Annotated in this window: 22 protein-coding genes; 11 read left to right on the forward strand and 11 right to left on the reverse strand. The window is 72.7% G+C overall.

Annotated features, from left to right (window positions below; all coding sequences use genetic code 11):
* Positions 1–353: 353 nt before the first annotated feature.
* Entirely contained in the window at positions 354–1,130 is a 777-nt protein-coding gene (locus ACWGR4_RS05430) for a FadR/GntR family transcriptional regulator (protein ID WP_452130824.1), read from the reverse strand.
* A complete protein-coding gene (locus tag ACWGR4_RS05435) occupies positions 1,127–2,062 on the reverse strand; it encodes an aldo/keto reductase (RefSeq protein ID WP_380000774.1) in 936 nt (311 codons plus the stop codon). The genes ACWGR4_RS05430 and ACWGR4_RS05435 overlap by 4 nt, the downstream gene beginning before the upstream one ends.
* 118 nt (positions 2,063–2,180) lie before the next feature.
* On the opposite strand from ACWGR4_RS05435, the gene ACWGR4_RS05440 reads away from it, so the two are divergent.
* Both ACWGR4_RS05440 and ACWGR4_RS05445 read left to right on the forward strand, forming a co-directional pair.
* Entirely contained in the window at positions 2,181–3,380 is a 1,200-nt protein-coding gene (locus ACWGR4_RS05440; RefSeq protein WP_380000776.1) for a DegT/DnrJ/EryC1/StrS family aminotransferase, read from the forward strand.
* A gap of 194 nt (positions 3,381–3,574) precedes the next feature.
* Positions 3,575–4,084, forward strand: coding sequence for a MarR family winged helix-turn-helix transcriptional regulator (locus ACWGR4_RS05445; protein WP_380000778.1), 510 nt, complete (start codon positions 3,575–3,577; stop codon positions 4,082–4,084).
* Between the two features lie 193 nt (positions 4,085–4,277).
* Here ACWGR4_RS05445 and ACWGR4_RS05450 read toward each other — a convergent pair whose 3' ends face one another.
* The gene (locus ACWGR4_RS05450; RefSeq protein ID WP_380000780.1) at positions 4,278–5,024 is read right to left on the reverse strand and encodes a nucleotidyltransferase family protein; all 747 of its coding nucleotides are present in this window, start codon (positions 5,022–5,024) and stop codon (positions 4,278–4,280) included.
* A gap of 137 nt (positions 5,025–5,161) precedes the next feature.
* On the opposite strand from ACWGR4_RS05450, the gene ACWGR4_RS05455 reads away from it, so the two are divergent.
* From ACWGR4_RS05455 to ACWGR4_RS05465, 3 genes are all read left to right on the forward strand, one after another.
* Complete coding sequence (locus ACWGR4_RS05455) at positions 5,162–5,884, forward strand: DUF3558 family protein (protein ID WP_452132777.1); 723 nt, start codon at positions 5,162–5,164, stop codon at positions 5,882–5,884.
* Entirely contained in the window at positions 5,881–6,471 is a 591-nt protein-coding gene (locus ACWGR4_RS05460) for a hypothetical protein (protein ID WP_452132776.1), read from the forward strand. Before ACWGR4_RS05455 ends, ACWGR4_RS05460 begins: the two co-directional genes overlap by 4 nt.
* Before the next feature lie 111 nt (positions 6,472–6,582).
* A complete protein-coding gene (locus tag ACWGR4_RS05465; protein ID WP_380030946.1) occupies positions 6,583–7,047 on the forward strand; it encodes a glycoside hydrolase family 3 protein in 465 nt (154 codons plus the stop codon).
* 29 nt (positions 7,048–7,076) lie between these two features.
* Here ACWGR4_RS05465 and ACWGR4_RS05470 read toward each other — a convergent pair whose 3' ends face one another.
* The gene (locus tag ACWGR4_RS05470; protein ID WP_452132775.1) at positions 7,077–9,308 is read right to left on the reverse strand and encodes a hypothetical protein; all 2,232 of its coding nucleotides are present in this window, start codon (positions 9,306–9,308) and stop codon (positions 7,077–7,079) included.
* Positions 9,309–9,432: 124 nt separating this feature from the next.
* Positions 9,433–9,897, reverse strand: a complete 465-nt coding sequence (locus ACWGR4_RS05475; protein WP_380000790.1) for a DUF4442 domain-containing protein — start codon at positions 9,895–9,897, stop codon at positions 9,433–9,435.
* Positions 9,898–9,996: 99 nt separating this feature from the next.
* Here ACWGR4_RS05475 and ACWGR4_RS05480 point away from each other — a divergent pair, with 99 nt between their 5' ends.
* Complete coding sequence (locus tag ACWGR4_RS05480; RefSeq protein ID WP_380000792.1) at positions 9,997–10,803, forward strand: enoyl-CoA hydratase/isomerase family protein; 807 nt, start codon at positions 9,997–9,999, stop codon at positions 10,801–10,803.
* A gap of 22 nt (positions 10,804–10,825) precedes the next feature.
* On the opposite strand, the gene ACWGR4_RS05485 is transcribed toward ACWGR4_RS05480, so the two are convergent.
* Positions 10,826–11,179 (reverse strand): hypothetical protein, encoded by a 354-nt coding sequence (locus ACWGR4_RS05485; protein WP_380000794.1) that lies wholly within the window; start codon positions 11,177–11,179, stop codon positions 10,826–10,828.
* Between the two features lie 197 nt (positions 11,180–11,376).
* Between ACWGR4_RS05485 and ACWGR4_RS05490 the strand changes: the two genes are divergently transcribed.
* Positions 11,377–12,750: a CoA transferase gene (locus tag ACWGR4_RS05490; protein WP_452132774.1), complete on the forward strand. Its 1,374-nt coding sequence runs from the start codon at positions 11,377–11,379 to the stop codon at positions 12,748–12,750.
* Positions 12,751–12,904: 154 nt separating this feature from the next.
* Positions 12,905–13,426, forward strand: coding sequence for a hypothetical protein (locus ACWGR4_RS05495; protein WP_452132773.1), 522 nt, complete (start codon positions 12,905–12,907; stop codon positions 13,424–13,426).
* A gap of 258 nt (positions 13,427–13,684) precedes the next feature.
* Here ACWGR4_RS05495 and ACWGR4_RS05500 read toward each other — a convergent pair whose 3' ends face one another.
* Both ACWGR4_RS05500 and ACWGR4_RS05505 read right to left on the reverse strand, forming a co-directional pair.
* Positions 13,685–14,065 carry a hypothetical protein gene (locus ACWGR4_RS05500; protein WP_380000800.1) on the reverse strand — a complete coding sequence of 127 codons (381 nt, stop codon included), beginning with the start codon at positions 14,063–14,065 and terminating at the stop codon, positions 13,685–13,687.
* Between the two features lie 345 nt (positions 14,066–14,410).
* Complete coding sequence (locus tag ACWGR4_RS05505) at positions 14,411–15,226, reverse strand: SAM-dependent methyltransferase (RefSeq protein WP_452132772.1); 816 nt, start codon at positions 15,224–15,226, stop codon at positions 14,411–14,413.
* Positions 15,227–15,403: 177 nt separating this feature from the next.
* Here ACWGR4_RS05505 and ACWGR4_RS05510 point away from each other — a divergent pair, with 177 nt between their 5' ends.
* Positions 15,404–15,835, forward strand: a complete 432-nt coding sequence (locus ACWGR4_RS05510; protein ID WP_452132771.1) for an STAS domain-containing protein — start codon at positions 15,404–15,406, stop codon at positions 15,833–15,835.
* Here the strand turns inward: ACWGR4_RS05510 and ACWGR4_RS05515 are convergent.
* Positions 15,746–16,735: a sigma-70 family RNA polymerase sigma factor gene (locus ACWGR4_RS05515; RefSeq protein ID WP_380000806.1), complete on the reverse strand. Its 990-nt coding sequence runs from the start codon at positions 16,733–16,735 to the stop codon at positions 15,746–15,748. The two genes, ACWGR4_RS05510 and ACWGR4_RS05515, sit on opposite strands and share 90 nt — an antisense overlap.
* A 110-nt stretch (positions 16,736–16,845) precedes the next feature.
* Positions 16,846–17,169, reverse strand: coding sequence for a ubiquitin carboxyl-terminal hydrolase 14 (locus ACWGR4_RS05520; protein WP_380000808.1), 324 nt, complete (start codon positions 17,167–17,169; stop codon positions 16,846–16,848).
* A 337-nt stretch (positions 17,170–17,506) separates the two neighbouring features.
* On the opposite strand from ACWGR4_RS05520, the gene ACWGR4_RS05525 reads away from it, so the two are divergent.
* Together ACWGR4_RS05525 and ACWGR4_RS05530 are read left to right on the forward strand one after the other, a co-directional pair.
* The gene (locus tag ACWGR4_RS05525; RefSeq protein WP_452132770.1) at positions 17,507–18,433 is read left to right on the forward strand and encodes an SDR family NAD(P)-dependent oxidoreductase; all 927 of its coding nucleotides are present in this window, start codon (positions 17,507–17,509) and stop codon (positions 18,431–18,433) included.
* A gap of 35 nt (positions 18,434–18,468) precedes the next feature.
* Positions 18,469–19,404: an alpha/beta fold hydrolase gene (locus tag ACWGR4_RS05530; protein ID WP_452132769.1), complete on the forward strand. Its 936-nt coding sequence runs from the start codon at positions 18,469–18,471 to the stop codon at positions 19,402–19,404.
* Positions 19,405–19,509: 105 nt separating this feature from the next.
* Here the strand turns inward: ACWGR4_RS05530 and ACWGR4_RS05535 are convergent, their stop codons facing one another.
* The gene (locus tag ACWGR4_RS05535; protein WP_380000815.1) at positions 19,510–21,738 is read right to left on the reverse strand and encodes a HelD family protein; all 2,229 of its coding nucleotides are present in this window, start codon (positions 21,736–21,738) and stop codon (positions 19,510–19,512) included.
* Positions 21,739–22,086: the final 348 nt, after the last annotated feature.

Below are 22,086 nucleotides of genomic sequence, written 5' to 3' on the forward strand. Positions count from 1 at the left end.
CGGCACTCGCGTGTGTGTTCGCGCAGGTTGCCGGCCTCGCCGGCGCGGGACCAGGCCGCCGTACTGGCGTTGCCGGGAACCGATTTCTGGTTGTTCCACGGCGAGGTGGCGATGTTCGAGCACGTCGCAGGTGCCCGCCCACCGGGGTGTTGAGCGGGCGGTGGGTTCGGTCCTCGCGGTGCCGGCCGCAGGCGATCAGTGCCTGGCGGCCGGCGCGGAGGATACGCATGTCCGGCCGCGCAGCGGTACTTCGGTCCCGACCACAACCCGGCTTGGCCCGGCCGGCGTTCGAGGTGACCGGGCCCGCCGGTGCATGAGGGCGCCGAGGGGTCGCGGGGGATGCGCCCGGTCGGTTACGGGGACGTGATCGGGGTCGCGGAGTGGGATTTGAGGGGGTAGTCCTGGGCGGCTTCCAGGTGGCGGACCGATTCGCGGTAGACCTCGGTTTCGTCGCCGGCCTCGATCAGCGCGATCAGGTGCTCGTGTTCGCGAAGTCCCGCGCGTCGCACCCGCTCACCCGTGTCGGCCAACGCGTCCCGGGCCCACTCCTGTTCCTGCTGCGCCCACAACACCTCGACCGCGCCCAGCAGGATCTTCATCGTCTCGTTCCCGCACAGCAGCACCAGCGCCTCGTGGAAGTCGCGCGCCGCCCGGATGAACGCCGGCCCGTCCGCCACGGCCCGCTCCATCCGCGCGTGCACCTCGCGCAGCCACGGCACCACCTCGGTGGCCCGATCCGGCCGTGCCGCGCACAGCGCCGCGCACACCGGCTCCAGTCGCCGCAGCGCCTGCGCCAGGTCGTCCAGCCGGACCTGGCGCGCGTGCATGACCATGCCGAACATGTGCGCGGCGTCGGCCGGTTGCGGGACGTGTACCACCGCCCCGCCGGTGTTGCCGCGCTTGACGGTGATCAGACCCTCGGTCTCCAGGATCCGAAACGCCTGGCGCAGCGTGGTGCGCCCGACGCCGAACTCGGTGATCAGGTCGTCCTGTTTGGGCAGCATGTCGCCGTCCCGGAGCGGGCCGTCCAGGATCCGGCGGCGCAGCCGGCGGGCCAGTTCGTCCGCGATGCCGGCATTGTGCAGGGACCGTTCGGTGCCGGCGCGGACCGGCTGCGCCGCGGGGCTCACGCCGGTACCGCCACGGCCAGTTCGGCCGCCTTCGCGACCTGGGTCGGGGTCAGCTCGCGGACCGCCGCCGCGTTGGCCGCGATCTGTTCGGGGCGGGTCGCGCCGACCAGGACCGAGGCCACCTCGGGCTGCGCGGCGAGCCAGGACAGGGCGAGTTCGAGCAGGGTCAGCCCCTGCCCCTCGGCGTAGTCGGTGAGCCGTTCCACGACGGCGAAGTTCTCGTCCGTGGCCACCGCCTGCGCGAAGCGCGGGATGGCGCCGAACCGGCTGTCCTCGGGAAACGCCTCGCCGCGCCGGTACTTGCCGGTCAGCAGACCGGAGGCGAGCGGGAAGTAGGGGATCACGCCGACGCCGAAGTGCCGTGCGGCGGGCACCAGTTCCCGCTCGATGGTGCGCTCGAGCAGGCTCCACTCCAGTTGCGCGGCGACGAACCGGGTACCGCCGGCCAGGTGCGCGGCGTCGGCGAGTTGCCACGCGGTCAGGTTGGACGTACCCGCGTAGCGCACCTTGCCCGCCCGGACCAGGTCGTCGAGCGCGCCCAGCGTCTCCTCGATCGGGGTGTCGGGGTCGGCGTAGTGCTGGTAGTACAGATCGATGTGGTCGGTGCCCAGACGCCGCAGGCTCGCCTCGCAACTGCGCACCACGTGCCGGCGCGAGGAGCCCCGACCGTACGGCCCCTCGGCCACCTTGGCGCCGAACTTGGTGGCCACCACCACGTCGTCGCGGCGACTGCCCAGCGCCTTGCCGAGCAGCACCTCCGACTGCCCCCCGCCGTAGACGTCGGCGGTGTCGAACAGGGTCACGCCCGCCTCGATCGCCGCGCCGACCACCTTGTCGGCGCCGCCCTGATCGATGCGCATGCCGAAGTTGTTGCAGCCCAGGCCGATCGCGGAGACCTTCAGACCCGACTTGCCCACCGTGGTGTATCGCACGCTCTGCTCCCGTCGTCTTGTCCGCCCATCATAGCCATGATAGCTATGACACCTCGCTATCTGACACACCGTCAGTCACGCCCGCGATCGCGGCACCACCACGAGGGTAGGCACACTCATGCGCAAGATCCCGTACGCCGGCAGCGTGCACGACCAGGCCGAGATCGACGCCATGCTGGCGGTTCTGAACGGACCCCCCTCGGCGATGGGCATCGGCGCCAACGTCGCGGCCATGGAGTCGCGCGTCGCGGAGTTGTTCGGCAAGCGCAACGGCCTCATGTGCAACTCGGGTTCCTCCGCGCTGTATCTGGCGATCGAACTGCTGCGCCTGTCGCCCGGCGACGAGATCATCACCTCCACGCTGACCTTCTCCACGGACATCGCGCCGATGGTCAAGGCGGGCCTGGTGCCCGTGCTCGTCGACGTCGAGCCGGACACCTACCAGATCGACCCGGCCCGGATCGAAGCGCTGATCGGCCCGCGCACCCGGGCCATCCTGACCCCCAACCTCGCGGGCAACGCCCCCGACTGGGACACCATCCGGGCGATCGCCGACCGGCACGGCCTCAAGGTGGTCGAGGACTCCTGCGACGCGCTCGGCGCCACCCTGCGCGGCACGCCCACCGGCACCCGCTCGGACATCTCGGTGACCAGTTTCGCGATGTCGCACATCATCACCTGCGCCGGCAACGGCGGCATGGTGCTCACCGACGACGAGGAGCTGCGCGACCGCGGCCTGCTGCTGCGCCGCTGGGGTCGGCGCAGCGAGGTGCAGCTGTTCGGCTCCAAGCGCGGCAATCGCGACTTCTTCGAGGAGATCGACGGCGTCCTGTACGACAACCTGTTCATCTTCGACGAGATCGGCTGGAACTTCGAGCCGTCCGAGCTCGGCGCCGCGTTCGGTCTGGCCCAACTCGCCAAGCTGCCCCGCTTCCTGGCCACCCGTCGGGAGCATTTCGCGGCCCATCACGCCTACTTCGACGCCCGGCCTGAGTTCACCGCGCCGAGGCAGACCGAGGGCCTGGAGACGGGCTGGCTCAACTTCCCGATCCTGCTGAACGACGACGTCCCGTTCAGCCGGGGCGAGATGCAGTCCTGGCTGGAGCGGCGCGGGGTGTCCACGCGCACCGTGTGGTCGGGCAACATCCTGCGCCAGCCCGGCTTCAAGGACATCGTGCACCGCGCCGACCCGGCCGGCTACCCCCACGCGGACCGGGTGATGGAGCGCGCGCTGATCGTGCCGATGAACCACCGGATGGACGCCGGCGACGTGGCCTACATCCACGAGCAGGTCGACGCGTTCCTGGCGAGCCGCTGAAACAGCGCGGCGAAGGGCGGGGCCGGGTGCGCGTCGCACCCGGCCCCGCCCTCGCGTGTGCCGGCATCCGGGCCTCGGCCCTCCTGCCGGATCGCCTCGCCCTCGTGGACGGTTTAGTTGTTCTGAGGATATCGACCTGAACAACATATTTAGCTGACATATTCCACTTGTCAACTACTGGCTATGATGGACGGATGCACACTCCCCCGAGAGCCGCATCCCCCACCCCTTCGACGACCACACCCTTCGACGACCCCCGCATCACCGCGATGGGCCTGCTCGTGGAGGTCTACACCGGCCTGATGGACCGTCTCAGCCCGCAACTGGGCGAGCACGGTCTGTCCACGGTGGACTTCAACGTGTTGGTCCGCCTGGCCCGGTCCTCGGAGCAGCGCCTGCGGATGAGCGATCTCGCCGCACAGACGTCGCTGTCCACCTCAGGGGTGACCCGAGTGGTGGACCGCCTGGAAAAGGAAGGACTGGTCGCCCGCGAGAACTGTCCCACCGACCGCCGGGCCCTGTTCGCGGTGCTCACCCGCGACGGCGCCGACCGGATCGGCGGTGTCCTGCCCGGACACGTCGAACTGATCCAGACCTGGCTGCTGGATCCGCTGGCCGACGGTCAGCTCGACGGCCTCCTCGACGGCCTCCGGGTGGTGCGCGACACCGCCAACCCGGGTGCGCGAGCGGGCATCACGTCCTGATTCCGCGGCCTTGAAGCGGTAACTCGAAACCGCCCAAACCCGTGGCCGCGGGGGTCACGGGAAGCGCGACGAGATCCCGAACCACACACTCACCACCGGAGGAAACCGCCGACATTGCCGGGGAGAAGAGTCCGGCCCCGGTCGCCACCGCGACCGGGGCCGGACCCGTTCCGACGCAGTACCGCGCGCCGGCTCAGCCCTCGGCGCGCAACTCCCGGGCCGCCTCCGACAGATCCTTGGCGGTGTCGATCGCCCGCCAGTACGCACCCTGCGGAATCGGGAACCCGGCCAGCTTCTGCGCCCGCGCCAGGCCCGGGAACGTGGTGCGCTCGTGGTCGCCCACGTCGGGCAGCAGTGCGGTGAACTCGGGCGCGAACACGTACACGCCGGCGTTGATCAGGTAGGGCGAGGGCGGCGCCTCGATGAAGTCCAGGACGTGCCCGTACTTGTCGGTCTCCACCACCCCCCACGGAATCCTGGGCCGAGCCAGCGCGAGCGTGGCCAGCGCGGTGCGCTCGTGGTGGAAGGCGGCCATCTCGGTGAGCGAGAACCTGGTCCAGATGTCGCCGTTGGTGGCGTACCACGGCTCGTCCGGACGCGGCAGCGCCGCGGCGGCGAACTTCAACCCGCCGCCCCGGCCCAGCGGTTCGGTCTCCACCACGGTCACCACGCGCACCGGCAACTCGGCGCTCTTCAGCCAGTCCTGCAGCACTTCGGCGAGGTGTCCGCAGGAGACCACCACGTCGGTCACGCCCTCGGCGGCCAGCCAGCGCAACTGATGCCCGATGATCGGGGTACCGGTGCCCGGGATCTCCACCATCGGCTTGGGCCGATCGTCGGTGTAGGGGCGCAACCGTGAACCCTGCCCGCCGGCGAGGATCACGGCCTGCGTCACCGCGCGGGCCCCCGGATGGGTGGTCGAGTGTGGAGCGGAAGTCATGGGCGCATTATCCCGTGCGGGAGTCGCCTCGGGGTCCGCGGGCACGGCCAAGGGAGGTACCGCTCGTTCGGGAACCCTCGGGGGCCTAGGTTCATCTCATGGACGACTGCACTTCGAATATCGGGGGGAACACCAAAGTGCGCATCAGGACCGTCCGCGCAGGCGTCGCGGTATTCCTCGCCCTGGCCGCGGCCGGCGCGGTGGCCGGCTGCGGTACCGACAATCGATCCCCGCTGGACACCGTGCGCGCGCTGGAGAGCCCGCCCGCGTCGAGCCCCCGGGCGAGCGAGCGGCCCACGGATCGCCCCAGCGAAAGCGCCACCCGCCCGCCGCGCCGCACCACCGCGCCGCCCACCGGCGGCACGTCGTCCTCGCCGAGCGCGTCCGCGAGTTCGTCGTCGAGCAGCACCGCCGCGCCCGCGACCGGGCCCGCGGCGCCCTATCTGAACGACCCGTGCAAGCTGCTCACCGTCGCCGAGGTGGCCTCGTTCATCGGGCTTCCGGTGGTCAAGGCCGAAGTGGACGAGAAACTCCACTCTTCGAGCAGTTCGTTCTGCGACTACCGCGATTCGCGCGGGTTGTCCATGATGACGGTGATGATGTCGACCAGCGATCCCCGGTACAGCACCGCCGAGCAGGCCGCGAAGGGCACGATCGGCGCGAGCGACAACCCCGTGGCGCTCGCCGGCGTGGGCGACGCGGCCTTCACCTACCGCGACTCCTCCGCCAACGGCGTCGTGTGGACCAAGCGCGTGGGCGACACCTACCTGGACGCCGACGTCTACGTCGACCGCAGCGACAAGGACGTCCCGCCCGATGTGCTGGCCACGATCGCCCGGACGATGATCGGCCGGGTGTGACCGGGCGCGTCGGATCCACCGCCGGCCTGGTGGCCGTGGTGGGTCTGGCGTGCCTGCTCGGCGGTTGCGACGGCGACGATCCGGCGCCGCGACACGCGGCCTCGGCCACCCCCACACCGGGCGATCCCGCGGGCGCCCCACCCCGGCCCACCCGGGCGGCGCCGGCCGGCAACGCGCCGCCGAGCAGCGGCTGCGACCTGCTCTCGCTCACCCGGGTCGAGGAGGTGCTGGCGATCGGCCCCGTGCACACCCGTCCCGCGGACGCGGGCCGCACCTGCGACTACCTGGACGGGCGCGAGCGGCGGGTACTGACCGTCACCGTCGGGCAGTTGCCCCAGGCGATGGTCGGCGGACCGGCCGACGCCGCACGCTCGTCGGCCACCGGCGGCGGCCCGCGCGAGACGCTGCCCGGGATCGCCGAGGCCGCGGTGCTGTACCAGGACCCCGTCCGCGGTCTGGGCCTGGCCTTCGCCCGGGCCCGCGGCGACCTGGTCGTCGCGGTCGACCTCACCGTCCCCGCCGCCGACCGCGAGCGCCTGGTCGCACTGGCCCGCACCGCCGCGGCCGCGCTCGAGACGGCGGGCTGAGCGGGCCGAATCTGGGTAGGCGCCGGCAACCTGGTGCCCGAGGCGTCGTCCCCGGCGCGTAGGGTCCGGGGTCAGGGCGGCGCGTGCCGCGGCCAGGAGGAGGGCTCACCCATGCCGGATCGGGACCCGCACGCCGTCGTGCTGCTCACGAACCGCACCAGCTCGCGGATCAGCACCAGCGGCGGCCCGGCTCTGCCGCTGCGCGACGCACTGCGCGTGTACACCGAGCACCTGGACATCGGCGTCGCGGCCCGCTACGCGACCGTGGTGAGCGATCTCGCCGACGCCGACGTGGCCCTGCTGCGGCTGCCCGAGGACCACGCCGACGGCGAACTCGACCGGATCGTGGACATCGCCGCATCGGTGCCCACGGTGGCCGTGATCGACCTGTACCGCCCCGCCGCGGTGGCCGATCTGGTCGGCTACTGCGCGGCGTTGCTGGGCACCAGGGGCGCCGACGACGTGGGCGTGCTCGACGTGGTGTTCGGCCGCTACGCGCCGGCCGGCCGGCTGGTCGACGCGCTGCCGGCCGACGCGGAACCACTCTTCGAGACCGGGCACGGCCTGTCCTATTGACCGCCGACTGTCGATAAATTGACGGTTCATCAGTGTGATTTCCGGGTGATGTTCAACACGTCCACCGCGCCCTTCGCGTCGCCGATACCGGCGAAGTCGACCGCGACGAAGTTCACCGGCGCGCCGCGTTCGCGCTCGCACCGCCGGGCCCGATCCAGCAGGAACGGGCGGGCGTTGACCTGTGCGGCGTCGGTGCGACTGCCGCCGGTCGCGGTGACGAAGTTGTTCAGCAGGAACAGCCGCTTGTCGGTACCGCCGCGGTTGGGCAGGCAGTTCATCTCGGTCGGACTCGCGTACTCGTAGGGCGTCTCCATGCCGTAGCGGTAGAAGTTGCGGTACCACGGGGCGGGTCCATCGGCACGCTCGGCGAAGACCACCAGGCGTCGGCCGCGGTCGATCATCGTGCCGAGGGTGGGCCACGGTTCGCTCGGATCCGCGGCCGGGGTGTACAGCAGTCGGTCCAACCCGGCCTCGTGGAAGGCCCATTCGGTCGCCTGGGCGCTGATCGCGTCCTGCACGATCAGGGTGACCACCTCCTGCGGGTTGCGATCCATCCACTGCCCCACCGCGCGCAGCGTCTCCACCATCGGCAGCGCGCCGCCCCGGCACACCGAGTGGCAGAACCACAACCCGGGTCGGGCCGGGGCGACGTCGTTGACCACCCCGGCGATGATCCGGCGCGAGTCGGGGTCCAGGTCCGACTCGGCAAGCCGGCCCGCCACCTCCTCGGGCGCCTCCCAGGTGTAGGAGTCCACCAGCAGGCCCCGCACGCCCGCGTCGAGTTGGGTGACGATGTCCGCGTCCTGGAGCGGGCTGAGGAAGCGCGCCGCGGTCGAGGACATCGAGTTGTGCGTGGCCAGGTAGGCGACCTGGTCGTAGCGCCGATTGCACAGCTCGGTCATCCCGTTGCAGCGTTCGGCGTGCGACTTCGAGCCGGAGGTGGGCACCGGGACGAAGACGGTCAGCGCCAGCGCCCCGGCCGCGGCCACCGCCGCGCCGGTGGTGAGCACGCGGCGGGTGGTGTGGCGCACCGGCGCGGCCCGCCGGTGCCGGTGCCGCTCCCACAGCGCGACCGCGCCGAAGGTGACCCCGCCGAACACCAGCGGCACCGCGGCGGCGGCCAGCCACACCCCGACCAGGTCCCGCGCCGCCGCCTCCTGGAGGTCGCCGGTGAGCCGGGTGACCGAGGGCGCCCACCCGTCGCGGTTCTCCGGCACCACGTGCGGCAGCAGGCCCCAGCCGATCAGGCAACCCACCCCCGCGAGCAGCCCGCCGCCCGCCAACGCCAGGGCCGGCAGCCGCAACCGGGCCGCGCCGCGCGTGGGGCCGGTCCACCACAGCAGCACCAGGCCGAGCAGCGCGGTGACGGCGGCCGCGATCAGCAGCCGGCCCAGCCCGAACACGGTCATCGCGCGCAGTTGTTCGAGCTGGCCCAGCCGCATCTCGCTCTGCTTGGCCCGGTCCGCGCGCAGGTCCAGGGTCAGGTCCCAGTTGCCGCCGTGCGACAGGCCGGTCAGGCCCAGCTGGGCCTGGCGCACCTTCTCGCCGAAGATCACCGGGACGACGGCGACCAGCACCCCGCCGAGGTCGTCGGCGCGCAGCGAGGCCACCACCTGCCCGCGGATCGGCTCGCGCGCCTCGACCGGCAGCCGGGCCAGGATCAGGTCGGCCACCTCGGGGGCCGCCGCGGGGTCCAGGTTCAGCGCGGGCAGCGCCTCGGGCGGTCGGCCCTGGGCCAGCGCGTCCAGGGCCTTGGAGACGTTGTCCACGAGCGCGGGCGCATTGTCCTGGGTCACCCGGGGCACGTCGCCGGTGAGGTCGCCGACGTAGACGTCGGCGGCCTTGCCGAGGTTGTTGATCACCGGTTTGAGGTCGACGCTCAGCCGCAACTCGCGCTCGTCGCCGCGCAGGTAGCCGACGATGTGGCCGACCTGCACCCGGACCATGCCGCGCAGCGTGGACGGCGGCAGCGCCAGGCGCAGGTTGGCGGTGACCTGGTTGGGCGGTATCGGCAACCGGCCGAGCAGGTCGTTGCGCACGCCGGCGAGCCGCGGGTCGACCAGGACCTCGTCGTAGAGCCGGTCGTACGCGTGTTCGCGTTCGAACACGCCGTCGTACCAGTCCGCGGAGAGCACGGTGGTCCGGGCGACCCCGAGCCCGGTGATCACCGTGACGGACAGCACCACCAGCGCGGTCAGCAGGGCCCGCCACACCCGGCGCCACCGCAGCCAGGCGTCGCGGGCCCGGACTCGGCGGGACACCTTGCCCACCACGATGGGACCGGTCGTCTCAGTACGATAGGAAATCATCACCAACCCGAAGCAAGCACGTGATCGGGATCTTCCCGACCGGATACGGGGCCTTGCCTGCCCGAGTGTGCGGGACTTACGCGCGGTGCGGGCGCAGCGTCCAGGTGACGGTCATCTCCGCGGTGGTCACGCCCGCCTCGTCCCGAATGGTGATCGCCACCACGAACTCCGGTCGGGTGCCCGCGTCCAGTTCGGCGATCACCTCGGCGGCGGGGCGGCCGAGCCGGGCCTCGGCCAGCACCGGGCCGCGCGCGACCTTGAGGTAGCGAATGGTGGAGTCCACCGCGAGCGGGGTGGCCCGGCCCAGCTGGTCGCCGAACGCGGCGATCACGATGGCGCCGGAGGCGGACTCGGCGAGGGTGAACATCGCGCCCGCGTGCGGGCCGCCGATGTGGTTGTGGTGCGCGGGCTCGTCCGGCAGGCGCAGCACCGCCCGGTCGGCGGCGAGTTCCACGAACTCCAGGCCGAGGGTGCGTACGAAGGGCACCGAGGCGCGCAGGCCCTCGGCGACGGCATCGAAGTCGATCGTCGATTCGCTCATGGGCGCGATGCTACCCGCAGGTAACTTCGTCTGGGACGGCACCTCGCACCCGATGCGCGACCGTTTCCTCGACCGGGCCGATCTGCTTGACTGAGTCACATGAAATACGTGCGCGTCGAATACCCCGAACCCCGCCTCGCCGTGGTCCGCCTCAATCGCCCGGACCGCCTCAACGCCCTGTCCGCGACCATGGTCGCGGACGTGAAGACGGCCTTCGGCGCACTGCACCGCGAGCGCGGGATCCGCGCGATCGTACTGACCGGCGAGGGGCGCGGCTTCTGCTCGGGCGCCGACCTGTCCGGCGACCCCGACCACGCGCCCGACGCCGAGGATCGCGGCCCGGTCGGACACGTCTACCGCTCGCAGGAACACCTGTCCGAGATGATCCTGGCCGTCCACGAATGCGAGAAGCCGGTGATCGCGGCCGTACACGGCGCGGCGGTGGGCGGCGGACTGGCCCTGGCGCTGGCCTGCGACCTGCGCGTGGCCGACGAGAGCGCCCGCTTCGGCTCGGTGTTCATCAAGGTCGGCCTGTCCTCCGCCGACGTCGGCACCAGCTACCTGCTCCCGCGCCTGGTCGGCCCCACCCGGGCCGCCGAACTGATGCTCACCGGACGCCACTTCGACGCCGCCGAAGCCGACCGGTACGGCCTGCTCAACGCCCGCACCGAGGCGGGCGCACACGTGTCCGCCGCCCTCGACCTGGCCCGCGCGATCGCGGCCAACAGCGAATACGGCGTCTGGATGACCAAGAAGGGCCTGTGGTCCGGGATCGGCGCCGCCTCGCTGCGCCAACAGATCGAACTGGAGAACCGCACCCAGGTCCTGGGCACCTTCACCGGCAACATGACCGAGGCCGCCGTCGCCTTCCGCGAACGCCGCGCGCCCGTGTGGCGAGACATGTGAGCCGCGAGCGGCGACCCGCACCTCACCAGGGCGGGCCCGGCACCGGCCACCGGAACACCCGGCCGGCCGCCGCCGCGTGCTCGCCCGGATTCGCCGCGAGCCGCACCTGCTCCAGTACCACGCCACGCGCGTCGCGCCCCGCGGCGGTGCGGGTCAGATAGCCCGCCTCCGCCAACTCGTCCAGACGGCCCGCGATCGACGCCACGCTCTCTCCCGGGCGCGAACCCAGCACCCGGGGATCGGGCCGGGCCCCGTCGGGCAGCAGCAACAGATACACGGCCAGGCCGCGGGCCGACACACTCAACCGGGCGTCCTTGAGCAGGGCGTCGTGGGGCCCGAGCCCCGAATCGCCGTCGCCACCCCAGATCCGCCTCATGCCCCGAGTCTCGAATACGGTCCACCCCCAGGGGGCAAACCGCACAACCCCTACACAAACGAGTGACCAAAGGTTTGCCCGGCCGCCCACAGTGCGGACGCGGCCACGCTCGGAGACGGTCGACCCGCTAGTTTGCCCTCGGGACGCCTCGAACAGGCAACCCAGGGCTTTGAAGTTCGCCGAACTGTGAGGTCTCGATGCGTAGCACCCCCGCGCAATTCCTCGACCAGGCCTGGCGCGCCCTCGGCGGCGATCCCGCCGACCGCGCGCACATCACCTTCACCGGCCCCGCCCACACGCTGTCCTCCGCCCTGCCGGTGACCGCGCTCGCCCAGGCGTCGATCGGCGCCGCCGCCCTGGCCGCCCGCGAACTCGGCCTCGCCCGAGGCGGATCCGACCCCTCGCCGGTGGTCCTGGACAGCCGGGCCGCGGCCGTCGCGGTGAGCAGCGACCGCCGGCTGCGCCTGGCCGGGCAACCGTTGGTGTCGATGCACCCGCTCTCCCGCTTCCACCGCTGCGCCGACGGCTGGGTGCGCCTACACGGGAACTACCCGCACCACCGCGCCGCCGCGTTCGCCGCGCTCGGCGTGGACACCCCGGCCGCGGCGATCGACGCCCTGGCCAAGCGCACCGGCACCGAGATCGAGGACCTGCTCGCGGCACACGGCGCGTTGGGCTTCGCGGTCCGCGAACCCGCCGAATGGGCCGCCCACCCGCAGGGCGCCGCCGTCGCCGCCCTGCCGCTGCTCGACCTCGCCCCCACCGACGTCGGCGACCCGTGGCATGCCGGGCCCGCGGTCGCGCCCGCCGCCGGGGTCCGCATCCTCGACCTCACCCGGGTCCTCGCCGGCCCCACCGGCACCCGCACCCTTGCCCACCTCGGCGCCGACGTCCTGCGCGTGGACTCCCCGCACCTGCCGGAGAACCCCGGCGAATACTGGGACAACGCGTTCGGCAAACGCTCCACGCTGCTCGACCTGCGCGAGCGCGGCGACCGGGCCCGCTTCGACGAACTGCTCGCCGGCGCACACGTGGTGATCACCGGATACCGCACCGACGCGATGGCCGCGCTCGGCCTGGACCACGACACCCTGGCCGCCCGACACCCCGGCCTGATCACCGCCGCGTTCAACGCCTGGGGGCCCGGCCCGTGGGTGAACCGGCGCGGCTTCGACAGCCTGGTCCAAGGCGCGTGCGGGATCGCCCGGATCGAGGCCGGCGCGGACCCGAACCCGGGCGCGCTGCCCACCCAGGTGCTCGACCGGGCCACCGGCTACCTGCTCGCCGCGGCCGTACTGCGCGCGCTGAGCCAACGCCGGGCGAGCCGGCGGGGCAGCCGGATCGACCTCGCCCTCGCCCGGACCGCGCACTGGCTGATGTCCGGGTACACGCCCGGCGAACCCGAGGTCGCCGAACCCTTCGACCCGGCGCCGCACCTCGGCGAGACCGACACCGCGATCGGCCGACTCGCCCACGCGCGACCGCCGTTCGAACTCCCGGGCCTGCCCGCCGCGTGGCCGCACCCGCCGACCCCGTGGGGCGGTGCCGAACCGGTCTGGCGACCCACCTGACCCGGCGGCAACTCCCGTCCCGAGAGCCGGACTTGGTCACACATACGGGCAGGTCGCGGCGGACCCGGTGTCGGTGCCGGATGGGATGCTTGACGCATGGGTTGAGCGCCACCGCGGCCGACCCGCCGCGGCTCGACGCAGAGGAGGATCCTCCATGTCCACGATCAACACCATGACCCGGCTGACCCCCGTGAAACCCGCGACCGTGCGCCGGGCCCTGACCCGGATCGACACCAAGACCGTGCGCACCCACCCCGACGGCGGGCGGCCCGGCGCACCCGGCATCTCGCTGCGCACCCTGGCCACCCTCCAGCGCGGCCGACTGGTCCGCCTCGGCACCGAAGTACCGCTGCGCGGCCGGAACATGGGCATCACCCGCGCCGGACGCCAGGCGCTGATCGCCCGCGGCCGGCACCGCAAGGGCGCGTGGGCCGCGCTCCTGGACCAGGAGCTGACCTGGACCACCGCGGGCGGCGACGTGCTGGAGATCGCCGACATGCACCCGTACCACTGCGCCAACGCCGCCGCCTGGCTTCAGCGCAACGCGGCGGCGATCCGCGCCGACGCCGACCCCCGCCGCCGCGGCGACGCGGTCGCCTGGATCGACGAAACCCCCCTCCTCCGCGCCCTGATCGCCGCAGTCGCGGACGCCCTCCCACCGGCCCCGTCGCGGTAACTCCCCGACGCCGGAACCACATCCAACCCACCGCACCGCCCGCCCGCCCACCGCCGTGGTGGGCGGGCACGTTCACCGCCCACAGTCGTTCGGCGCCGTCGGCGTCTGCGTACCGCCGTGTTCGCGGGCCCGAAGCCGGTCACCGATCGCGCAGCGCGAAACGGAACAGCGCGTCGGCGTTGCTCGCACGCCGCCCGTAACGGCGAACTCCGGCCCCGAGAACAGGTCTCGGAGACCGGAGTTTTCCACCGCGGCCGGTCAGTTGCTGCCGAGTTCCTGTTCGACGTGGAGGTCTGTGACGAACCAGTTGTAGCCGACACTCACATAGGACTTCGAGTTCCCGCCCACCCACGGACCCGCATGTGTTTCGGTGCCCACCCCGGCCTTGTGGAACGTCGCAACCACACGGTGCTGCCAGCTCACCGTGCCGGACTTGCACTGCGAACCGGCGGTGGGTACCCCCCAGTCGACGAACGTGTAGGCCCAGCAGGGGTAAGCCGCTGCCGCCGGCCGCGCCGACTCGGCAACGGCCGTAGTCGGCGTCGCCGCCACAGCACTCGACGACGGCGCGACGGCGAGCCCCACGCTCAGCGTCGTGGCACACGCGGTGGCCAACAGCGCGAGCTTCCTGACGAACATGACAGGTCTCCTTCGGGTCGGTTCGTGCCGGCATTTCGGATGTTCGGCTGTGCCGGACATCCGCGACGAGCGGACGCGGACCGCCTGGTGGCCTCGCGAGCGTCGCCTTGCACCGGTCGAACCCAGCCTCACCAGTGGCAGGCGACCCGCGGTACCTACACATGGGGAGGTTGACACGCGGCGGCTCGGCCTCCGCCGGCACCGGCGCAGGGCGTTACCCGCCGGTGTCGTACCGACGCTCGGGACCATGGTGGTGCCCTCGCCACGTGGCGTCAGGGTTGGGGAAGGTCGGCCGGTTCGGGCGGGGCTTCGGCATCCCGCGGGCCGGCGCGAAGTGCCCGATGGTCAGGCCTTGCGGCCGACCGCGGTGTAGATCCAGGACTGGGACAGACGTTCGGGCGAGAGGTCGGTGCCTTCCTCCGGGCGCCACAACGGGGCCTGGACCAGGCCGGGTTCGACCAGCTCGACGCCGGTCAGGTAGCCGGCGATCGTGGCGTGTGGGCGTGGCAGCATGAACTCGGCGTCGTCGTTGATTTCCAGCACTCGCTCCGCCGAGATCGGCGGCAGGAAGTCCGACGTGGTGTGCGAGGCGATCAGCAGGCTGCCCGAAGGCACCGCGTCGAGCAGTCGGTTCACGATGCCCGCCGGGTCCTCGGCGTCCGCCACGTAGTGCAGGATCGCCACCAGGAGCAGCCCCACCGGGCGGTCGAAGTCGATCACCTCGCGCACCTCGGGGGCGGCCAGGATCTTCTCCGGCTCGCGCACGTCGCCCATGGTGAACGTGGTTCGGCCCCGATCGGTGGCGGGCATCAACGCGCGGGCGTGCGCGAGCACGATCGGGTCGTTGTCCACGTAGGCCACCCGGGCCGAGGGCACGATCTCCTGGGCCACCTCGTGCGTATTGCCCGGCGCGGGGATCCCGGTGCCGATGTCGAGGAACTGGTCGATGCCCTGCTCTGCCGCGTAGCGGACCGCGCGCCCGAGGAAGGCCCGGTTGTCGAGGGCGGTGACCGAGGTCTGAGGGGCGACCGCGATGAACCGTTCCGCCAGCTCACGATCGACCGGGTAGTTGGTCTTGCCGCCGATGTGGTAGTCGTACACACGGGCGGGATGGGGACGACTGATGTCGATCCCGGTGGGCGCCCAGTCCTGCTCGGACAACGTGTCATCCCCTCGAAGTCGGTACGGCGTCAGCCTACGACACCCAAACCGACCACTTCACAAGGGATTTGACCGAACCTTCGCACTCGCCGCACGGCCCCGGGCCCACGGCCCGTGATGAGTTTTGGCCGGCGCAACGGTCATAACCGGGTACAGCGTCGTCACAGGAGGTCGTCGATGGTCGAACCACCCGCACCACCCGAATCAGCCGAACCAGCCGCCTCGCAGCCCGTCGCCGCACTGATCGTGTACGCCCCGCTCACCCGCGCGGATGTGCCCGGCCTGTGTGCGCGCCTGGTCGAGTTGCTCCACCGCGAGCGGGCCGACCCCTTCCCGTGTGACGTGAGCGCCCTGGTCCGCCCGGACCTGGCCGTGATCGAGGCGCTGGCCCGCCTCCAGTTGACCGCGCGCGGACTCGGCCGATGCATCCATCTGCGCGGCGCGTCGGGCGAGTTGCGCGACCTGCTCACCCTGACCGGCCTGGACGAGATCGTCCCGGCCGGTCCGAGGGCGGCGGGGCTACGCGTCGAGTGTCGCCGGGAGGCCGAACAGCGGGAACAGGTGTGGCACGTCCAGGAACGAGTTGAGGCCGATGATCTGCCCCTCTGAGATCTCGATGACCTGCAGCGCCCACGGCTCGAAGCTGCCGCCGGGACCGCTGGGGCGATACTGGCCGAAGCCGGGCGTGCCGTTGGCCACGATCGGGACCAGGCGCGAACCCCGGCAACCTATACCGGTGCCCAGGAACCACTCGCGGATGTCGGCGTGCCCGCGCAGCCACAGCTCGTACGGCGGCATCGACAAGGTCGCGTCCTCGCGCAGCAGGGCGGTGAGCGAGTCGAGGTCGTAGCGCTCGAAGGCGTCCACATAGCGGGCGAGCAGCGACTGCTGCTCCTCGTCCATCGGCCGCACCGGGTCGGTCGCAGTGACCTCGTTCTCGGCGAGCGCGGCCCGGGCGCGCTGCAACGCGCTGTTGACCGAGGCGACGGAGCTGCCGAGCAGTTCGGCCACCTCGCTCGCCTTCCAGGCCAGCACCTCGCGCAGGATCAGCACCGCGCGCTGGCGCGGAGGCAGGTGCTGGAGCGCGGCGACGAAGGCCAGTCGTACGCTCTCGCGCGCGACCGCCACCTCGGCCGGGTCGGCCACGCTCGGCACGACCCGGCCGTCGGGGATCGGCTCGATCCAGGTGGCCTCGGGTCGGGCCGGCGTCAGCGCGGAGGAGGCGGGCACCGGCGAGGACAGGTCCATCGGGCGGGCCCGGCGCTCGCGCCCGTTGAGGCTGTCGAGGCACACGTTGGTGGCGATCCGGTACAACCACGAGCGCACCGACGAGCGGCCCTCGAAGCGGTCGAAGCTCTTCCAGGCGCGGACCATGGTGTCCTGGACCGCGTCCTCCGCCTCGAAGACCGAGCCCAGCATCCGGTAGCAGTAGCCGGTGAGCTCGACCCGAAACGGTTCGAACTGCTCCTCGACCACGTCGGCGCCGTCCGTCGCGACCAGGTCACTCATCGAAATCTCCCGCGGATTGGGGCTTCATCGACCACGCGGCAGAGTCTAGGCAGCCGCACCGACAATCGCCCGGGCACGACGCGGCCCGGCCGGGCCCGGGCGTCGGCGGGTCAGTCCACGGGCACCGCGACCAGTTCGTCGGCGTAGCACCACGCCCAGTCCTCGCCGGGCTCGAACGAGCGCACCAGCGGATGGCCGGCCTCGCGCCAGTGCGCGCTCGCGTGCCGGTTCGGCGAGCTGTCGCAACAGCCGACGTGCCCACAGGACAGGCATTCCCGCAGATGCACCCACTGCGTGCCGTTGCGCAGGCAGTCCTCGCAACCCTCGGTCGATCCCGGCCGCACGTTCTCGGGCAGTGTGTCGAGGTGCGCACAGGGCGTGTCCGTGGGCCGTCCGGCACCGTCCTGGACCACCTGGTACTGCGTCCGGGCCATCGTCGTACTCCTCATCCGGCGCGGCGGGCGACACCCCTTGCGTGCGCCCGATCATCCCCTGCCTACCACGCGGACCTTCCCCGGCACGCGGACCGCCACGCGCGCCGCGATCATGCGCCTCGGTCACGTGTCCCGGTCGCGTGTCTCGGTGACGCTCCCCGGATCCGTGCCTTGGCCCAAGCACGCTTCCCGCCCACCGGCCGGCGCGTACCCGCTCTTCCGTGCCGCTCACGGCCCTCAGTAGCCTCCGGATGGCGGCGCCGGCCCCCGCGGACGGCGTCTCGACAGGCTGCACAGGCCAGTTATCGGATTATCCGATTATTCCCAGGGAGTACGCGTGATACGGGACTTCACCGGACGGGTGTGCGTCGTCACCGGCGCGGGATCGGGCATCGGCCGGGCGCTGGCGACGGAACTGGCCGCGCACGACGCGCGCCTCGCGCTCGCCGACGTGGACGCGGAGGCACTGGCCGAGACCGCGGCACGGGCCGCCCGGCTCGGCGCACGCGAGGTGCACACCGAAGTTCTCGACGTGGCCGACCGGGCCGCCGTACTGGCCTGGGCCGACGCCACCGCCGCGCGCTTCGGCGGGGTGGACCTGGTGGTCAACAACGCGGGCGTGGCGCTGACCGCGGGCGTCGAGGAGATGTCCTGGGACGACTTCGAGTGGCTGATGGGCGTCAACTTCTGGGGCGTGGCGTACGGCACCAAGGCCTTCCTCCCCCACCTGCGCCGCTCGCCCGACGGGCACCTGGTCAACATCTCCTCGGTGTTCGGCCTGTTCGGCGTGCCGTCGCAGAGCGCCTACTGTGCGGCCAAGTACGCGGTGCGCGGCTTCACCGAATCGGTGCGTCAGGAGCAGCGGGTCTCCGGCTCCGGGGTCGGGGTGACCACCGTGCATCCGGGCGGGATCCGGACGAACATCGTGCGCAACTCCCGCGCCGCCGCCGGGCACGACAAGGGCCGGGTGGTGGCCCTGCACGACTCGGTCTCGCGCACCTCGGCGCAGCGCGCGGCGCGGATCATCCTGAGCGGGGTGCGGCGCGGCCGGTCCCGCGTGTTCGTCGGCGCGGACGCCACCGCGATCGACGTCGGCTCGCGGCTGCTCGGCTCGGTCTTCGAACCGCTGGTGCGGGTGGTGTCCCGGCGGCGGGGGTCGAGCACACTGATCCCGGCCGGGCCCGCGCCCTCCTCGCCGAACGGGGTGGGATCGGCGCCGGCCTTGTCGGCGGAGGGGTATTCGGACCCCGTTACCGGTGGGTAGAAAGTAGCGGAGGGGCGCACGCGCGGGAGGCGAACATGGCGACGGACACCGGGGGCACCGGGACTCTCCTTCGGCACGACACCACGATCCACACCGGCGACGGCGCGGCGCTCGTCGCGCGGGTGGCCGGGCCGCCGGACGCGGCCGTCACGGTGGTCTTCGCGCACGGCTGGACGCTGCACGGCGAGGTATGGCGGCCCCATGTCGAGGCGCTGGTGGCGGCGGGTGTCCGGGTGGTCACGTACGACCATCGCGGACATGGACGATCCACCGCCGGGCGGGCCTCGCCGTGGACCATCGACCTGCTCGGCGACGATCTCGCCGACGTGATCGACGCGGTGGCGCCCGGCGGCCCGGTGGTGCTGTGCGGGCACTCGATGGGCGGTATGACGATCATGGCGCTGGCCGCCACCCGGCCGGAGCTGTTCGGGTCGCGGATCACCGGGGTGGTCCTGGTCGGCACCTCGGCGGGCGACCTGGTGCCGACCGGCCGGGGGTTTCCCGCGTCGGTGCGGCTCAGGTCTGTCGCGCAGACCCGGTTCTTCGCGTTCGGACAGCGGTATCCGCGCGTGTTCACCCGGGGTCGCACGCTGCTCCCGGGCCCGGACCGGCCGGGTCACCTGCGGATCGTGCGCCGGAGCCTGTTCGGTCCCGACGCCGACCCGATCCTGGTGCGCGAGTGCGCGCGGATGTTGTTCACGACGCCGATGACCACCGTGTGCGGCTTCTTCCCGGCGCTGGCCCGGCACGACAAGGCCGGCGCGCTGGCGGCGCTGGGAACCGTACCCGTGCACATCGTGGTCGGCGCCCATGATCGCCTCACCCCGCTCGCGCACAGCCGAGCACTGGCGGCCGAGCTGCCCGACGCCACACTGCACATCGCCGCGGACTGCGGCCACATGGTCTGCACCGAACGCCCGGACAGCGTGATCGGTCCCCTACGCGATCTATGCGGGCGCAGGGCCGCCTGAGACGTGTCCGCCCGCGAAACGCCGGACGGACCGATGCGATCCGGCCCGTCCGGCGTTCGAGGACAGCCGGCCGCGGGCCCGGCGTCCGGGCGCGACCGGGAAGGCTCAGCTCGGCTCGACGCCAAGCAGCTCCGCGGTCCAGTCCGGGTCCCCCGTGACCACGGCCAGCAGCCGGGTGGCCCGGGTCAGCGCGACGTAGAGCGTGCGCATCCCGTTGGGGGACTGTTCGACGATCCCGCGCGGGTCGACGATCACCGCGACGTCGAACTCCAGGCCCTTGGCGTCGAGCGCGTCCATCAGCTGCACGCGCGCGTCCAGGCCGGCCAGGTCGGCCGCCAGGTCCTCGGTCGCGCCGACCGGGGTGACCACGCCGATGGTGCCCTCGACCGCGTCGAGGAGTTCGCGCACCAGCTTGCGCACCACCGGACCGGTCCGCTCCCCCGCCGTGGCGTGCACGGTCGGCGGCTCGCCGCCGCTGCGCACCGCCCGCGACGGTCGGGCACCGGGCACCGCGCGCACCAGCACGCGGGCCGCGACGTCGGCCACCTCGACCGGATTGCGGTAGTTGGTGGTCAGCTCGAACTCGTACCGGCGGCGTTCGCGCAGCGCCTCGGCCATCGCCTCGGCCGACGCGCTCGGGTCCTCCCAGGCGCTCTGCGCGGGGTCCTCGACGATGGTCCAGGTCGCGTGCCGGCCGCGGCGGCCCAGCATCCGCCACTGCATCGGGGTCAGGTCCTGCGCCTCGTCGACGACGATGTGCGCGTACTCGACCGGCTCGTCCTCGTCCTCGTCGCGGGCGCGGCGCGCGCCGCGCCCGCCGGACATGCGGTCGGCGTAGGTGGTCACCTCGGTGATCTCGTCGGGCACGTCCCGGCCGACCGTCTCGCCGCTGAAGATGTCCCGGCCGTCCACCACGTACGGGTTGTCCTCGTCGGGGCTGCCGTGCGCCGGCGTGCGCTTGCGCGGCAGCGGCCCGAGCAGCCCGGTCAGCTCGTCCATCAGCGCCACGTCGTGGAAGGAGACCTCGCCGGTACGCGCGGTCCGGGCCCAGGAGCCGGCCAGCACGGCCACCTGCTCGGGCGTCAGGTCGCGCTCGAAGCGGCGCAGCCGCTCGGGGTCGGCCAGCCCCGCCAGTACGTCCACCGGCCGCTGCAGCGGCCACCACGCGCGCAGGAACGCGGCGAACTCGTCGCGCGCGGCCACGTCCTCGTGGAAGGCGTCCTTCTCGCCGCGGCCGGCGCCGCGCGAGAGCAGTCGGCCCCACAGCTCGGTGAGCAGTTGCCGGGCCACCTGGAGGCGGGCGGTGTTCGGGCCGCCGCGGTTCTTGGCCAGCACCTCGCGGCGGATCCGGCGCAGCGCCTTGTGGTCGAGCACGATCCGGGTGCCGCGGTGCGAGATGGCGAATTCGGTCGGCGCGCCCGCGGGCACGTCGGCCACGGCGCGGCGGAGCAGCCCGCTCATCACGGCGGCGCCCTTGAGCCGGGCCGTCGCGGCGTCGTCGTGGTAGGCCGCCTCGACCCCGTCGACGAGGTCGCCGAGGGAGCGCAGCACCGCGCCGCCCTCGCCGAGGGAGGGCAGGACCCGTTCGATGTAGGCGGTGAAGCGGGGGTTGGGGCCGACCACGAGCACGCCGCGCGAGCCGAACCGGCGGCGGTACTGGAAGAGCAGGTACGCGACGCGGTGCAGCGCGACGGCGGTCTTGCCGGTGCCCGGGCCGCCGCGGACAAGCACCGAGCCGTCGATGGGCGCCCGGATCGCCTCGTCCTGCTCGCGCTGGATGGTGGCCACGATGTCGTGCATCGAGCCGTCGCGGGTGCGGGAGAGCGCGGCCAGGAAGGCCCCGTCGCCGATGATCACCATGTCGCCGGCGGCGTCCGGGTCGAGCAGGTCGTCCTCGATGTCGACGACCGAGCGGCCCCGGCAGTGCAGGACGCGGCGGCGGATCACCCCTCGCGGGTCGTCGGGGGTGGCGCGGTAGAAGGCCTCGGCGGCGGGGGCGCGCCAGTCGACGACCAGCACCTCGCTGTCCTCGTCGCGGATGCCGATCCGACCGATGTGCCGGGTCTCGCCGTCGAGCTGGTCGAGCCGGCCGAAGACGAGGCCGTCGTCGGCGGCGTCGAGTGAGCGGGCCCACAGTTCGGCGCGGTAGACCATGACGTCGCGCTCGACCAGGGCCGCGCGGGTGCCGACCTGCGCCTGCCGGTAGCCCTGCCGCAGCAGTGCCTGGGCTTCGTCGCGCATGTGTTCCAGGCGCGCGTAGGAGCGGTCGACGTGGCCCTGTTCCGCGGCGAGCTCGTGTTCCTTGGCCTGGGGGTCGCCTGCCGGCGCGGGCATAGAGAAGCTCCTTGTGACGTGACACAGGTCTGCGCCCACGGTGGACGACGCGTCGACGATCGTATGTGTCGCCGGCGCCGTCTTCCCGCGGGCCGATCCGCCCACGGGGGTTGCGGCTGGGGTCGGGGGTGCTCCCCCGGAGGACAGAGGACACAGTATTCGGGACCCGCGCCCCGTCCGCGACGCCCGGGCGGGTCGACCCGGGGCGGAACGCCGCTCGCACGCCGGCCCCGGGGACGGAAGGCCCCGATCCGGCCCCCCGGGACGGGCGGGCATCGGGCGGATCGGCCCGGGTGGGAGAGACCGCTCGGGCGCGGCCGGCCCGGGCCGGGACGGGGCCGGTCGGGT

It is taken from the genome of Embleya sp. NPDC055664, assembly GCF_053618075.1.

What these genes read in the sequence shown, in the direction of transcription:
- ACWGR4_RS05440 (WP_380000776.1), top strand. Translation starts at nt 2,181, where the DNA reads ATGCGCAAGATCCCGTACGCCGGCAGCGTGCACGACCAGGCCGAGATC.
- ACWGR4_RS05445 (WP_380000778.1), top strand. Translation starts at nt 3,575, where the DNA reads ATGCACACTCCCCCGAGAGCCGCATCCCCCACCCCTTCGACGACCACA.
- ACWGR4_RS05450 (WP_380000780.1), bottom strand. Translation starts at nt 5,024, where the DNA reads ATGACTTCCGCTCCACACTCGACCACCCATCCGGGGGCCCGCGCGGTG.
- ACWGR4_RS05465 (WP_380030946.1), top strand. Translation starts at nt 6,583, where the DNA reads ATGCCGGATCGGGACCCGCACGCCGTCGTGCTGCTCACGAACCGCACC.
- ACWGR4_RS05475 (WP_380000790.1), bottom strand. Translation starts at nt 9,897, where the DNA reads ATGAGCGAATCGACGATCGACTTCGATGCCGTCGCCGAGGGCCTGCGC.
- ACWGR4_RS05480 (WP_380000792.1), top strand. Translation starts at nt 9,997, where the DNA reads ATGAAATACGTGCGCGTCGAATACCCCGAACCCCGCCTCGCCGTGGTC.
- ACWGR4_RS05485 (WP_380000794.1), bottom strand. Translation starts at nt 11,179, where the DNA reads ATGAGGCGGATCTGGGGTGGCGACGGCGATTCGGGGCTCGGGCCCCAC.
- ACWGR4_RS05490 (WP_452132774.1), top strand. Translation starts at nt 11,377, where the DNA reads ATGCGTAGCACCCCCGCGCAATTCCTCGACCAGGCCTGGCGCGCCCTC.
- ACWGR4_RS05495 (WP_452132773.1), top strand. Translation starts at nt 12,905, where the DNA reads ATGTCCACGATCAACACCATGACCCGGCTGACCCCCGTGAAACCCGCG.
- ACWGR4_RS05500 (WP_380000800.1), bottom strand. Translation starts at nt 14,065, where the DNA reads ATGTTCGTCAGGAAGCTCGCGCTGTTGGCCACCGCGTGTGCCACGACG.
- ACWGR4_RS05510 (WP_452132771.1), top strand. Translation starts at nt 15,404, where the DNA reads ATGGTCGAACCACCCGCACCACCCGAATCAGCCGAACCAGCCGCCTCG.
- ACWGR4_RS05515 (WP_380000806.1), bottom strand. Translation starts at nt 16,735, where the DNA reads ATGAGTGACCTGGTCGCGACGGACGGCGCCGACGTGGTCGAGGAGCAG.
- ACWGR4_RS05520 (WP_380000808.1), bottom strand. Translation starts at nt 17,169, where the DNA reads ATGGCCCGGACGCAGTACCAGGTGGTCCAGGACGGTGCCGGACGGCCC.
- ACWGR4_RS05530 (WP_452132769.1), top strand. Translation starts at nt 18,469, where the DNA reads ATGGCGACGGACACCGGGGGCACCGGGACTCTCCTTCGGCACGACACC.
- ACWGR4_RS05535 (WP_380000815.1), bottom strand. Translation starts at nt 21,738, where the DNA reads ATGCCCGCGCCGGCAGGCGACCCCCAGGCCAAGGAACACGAGCTCGCC.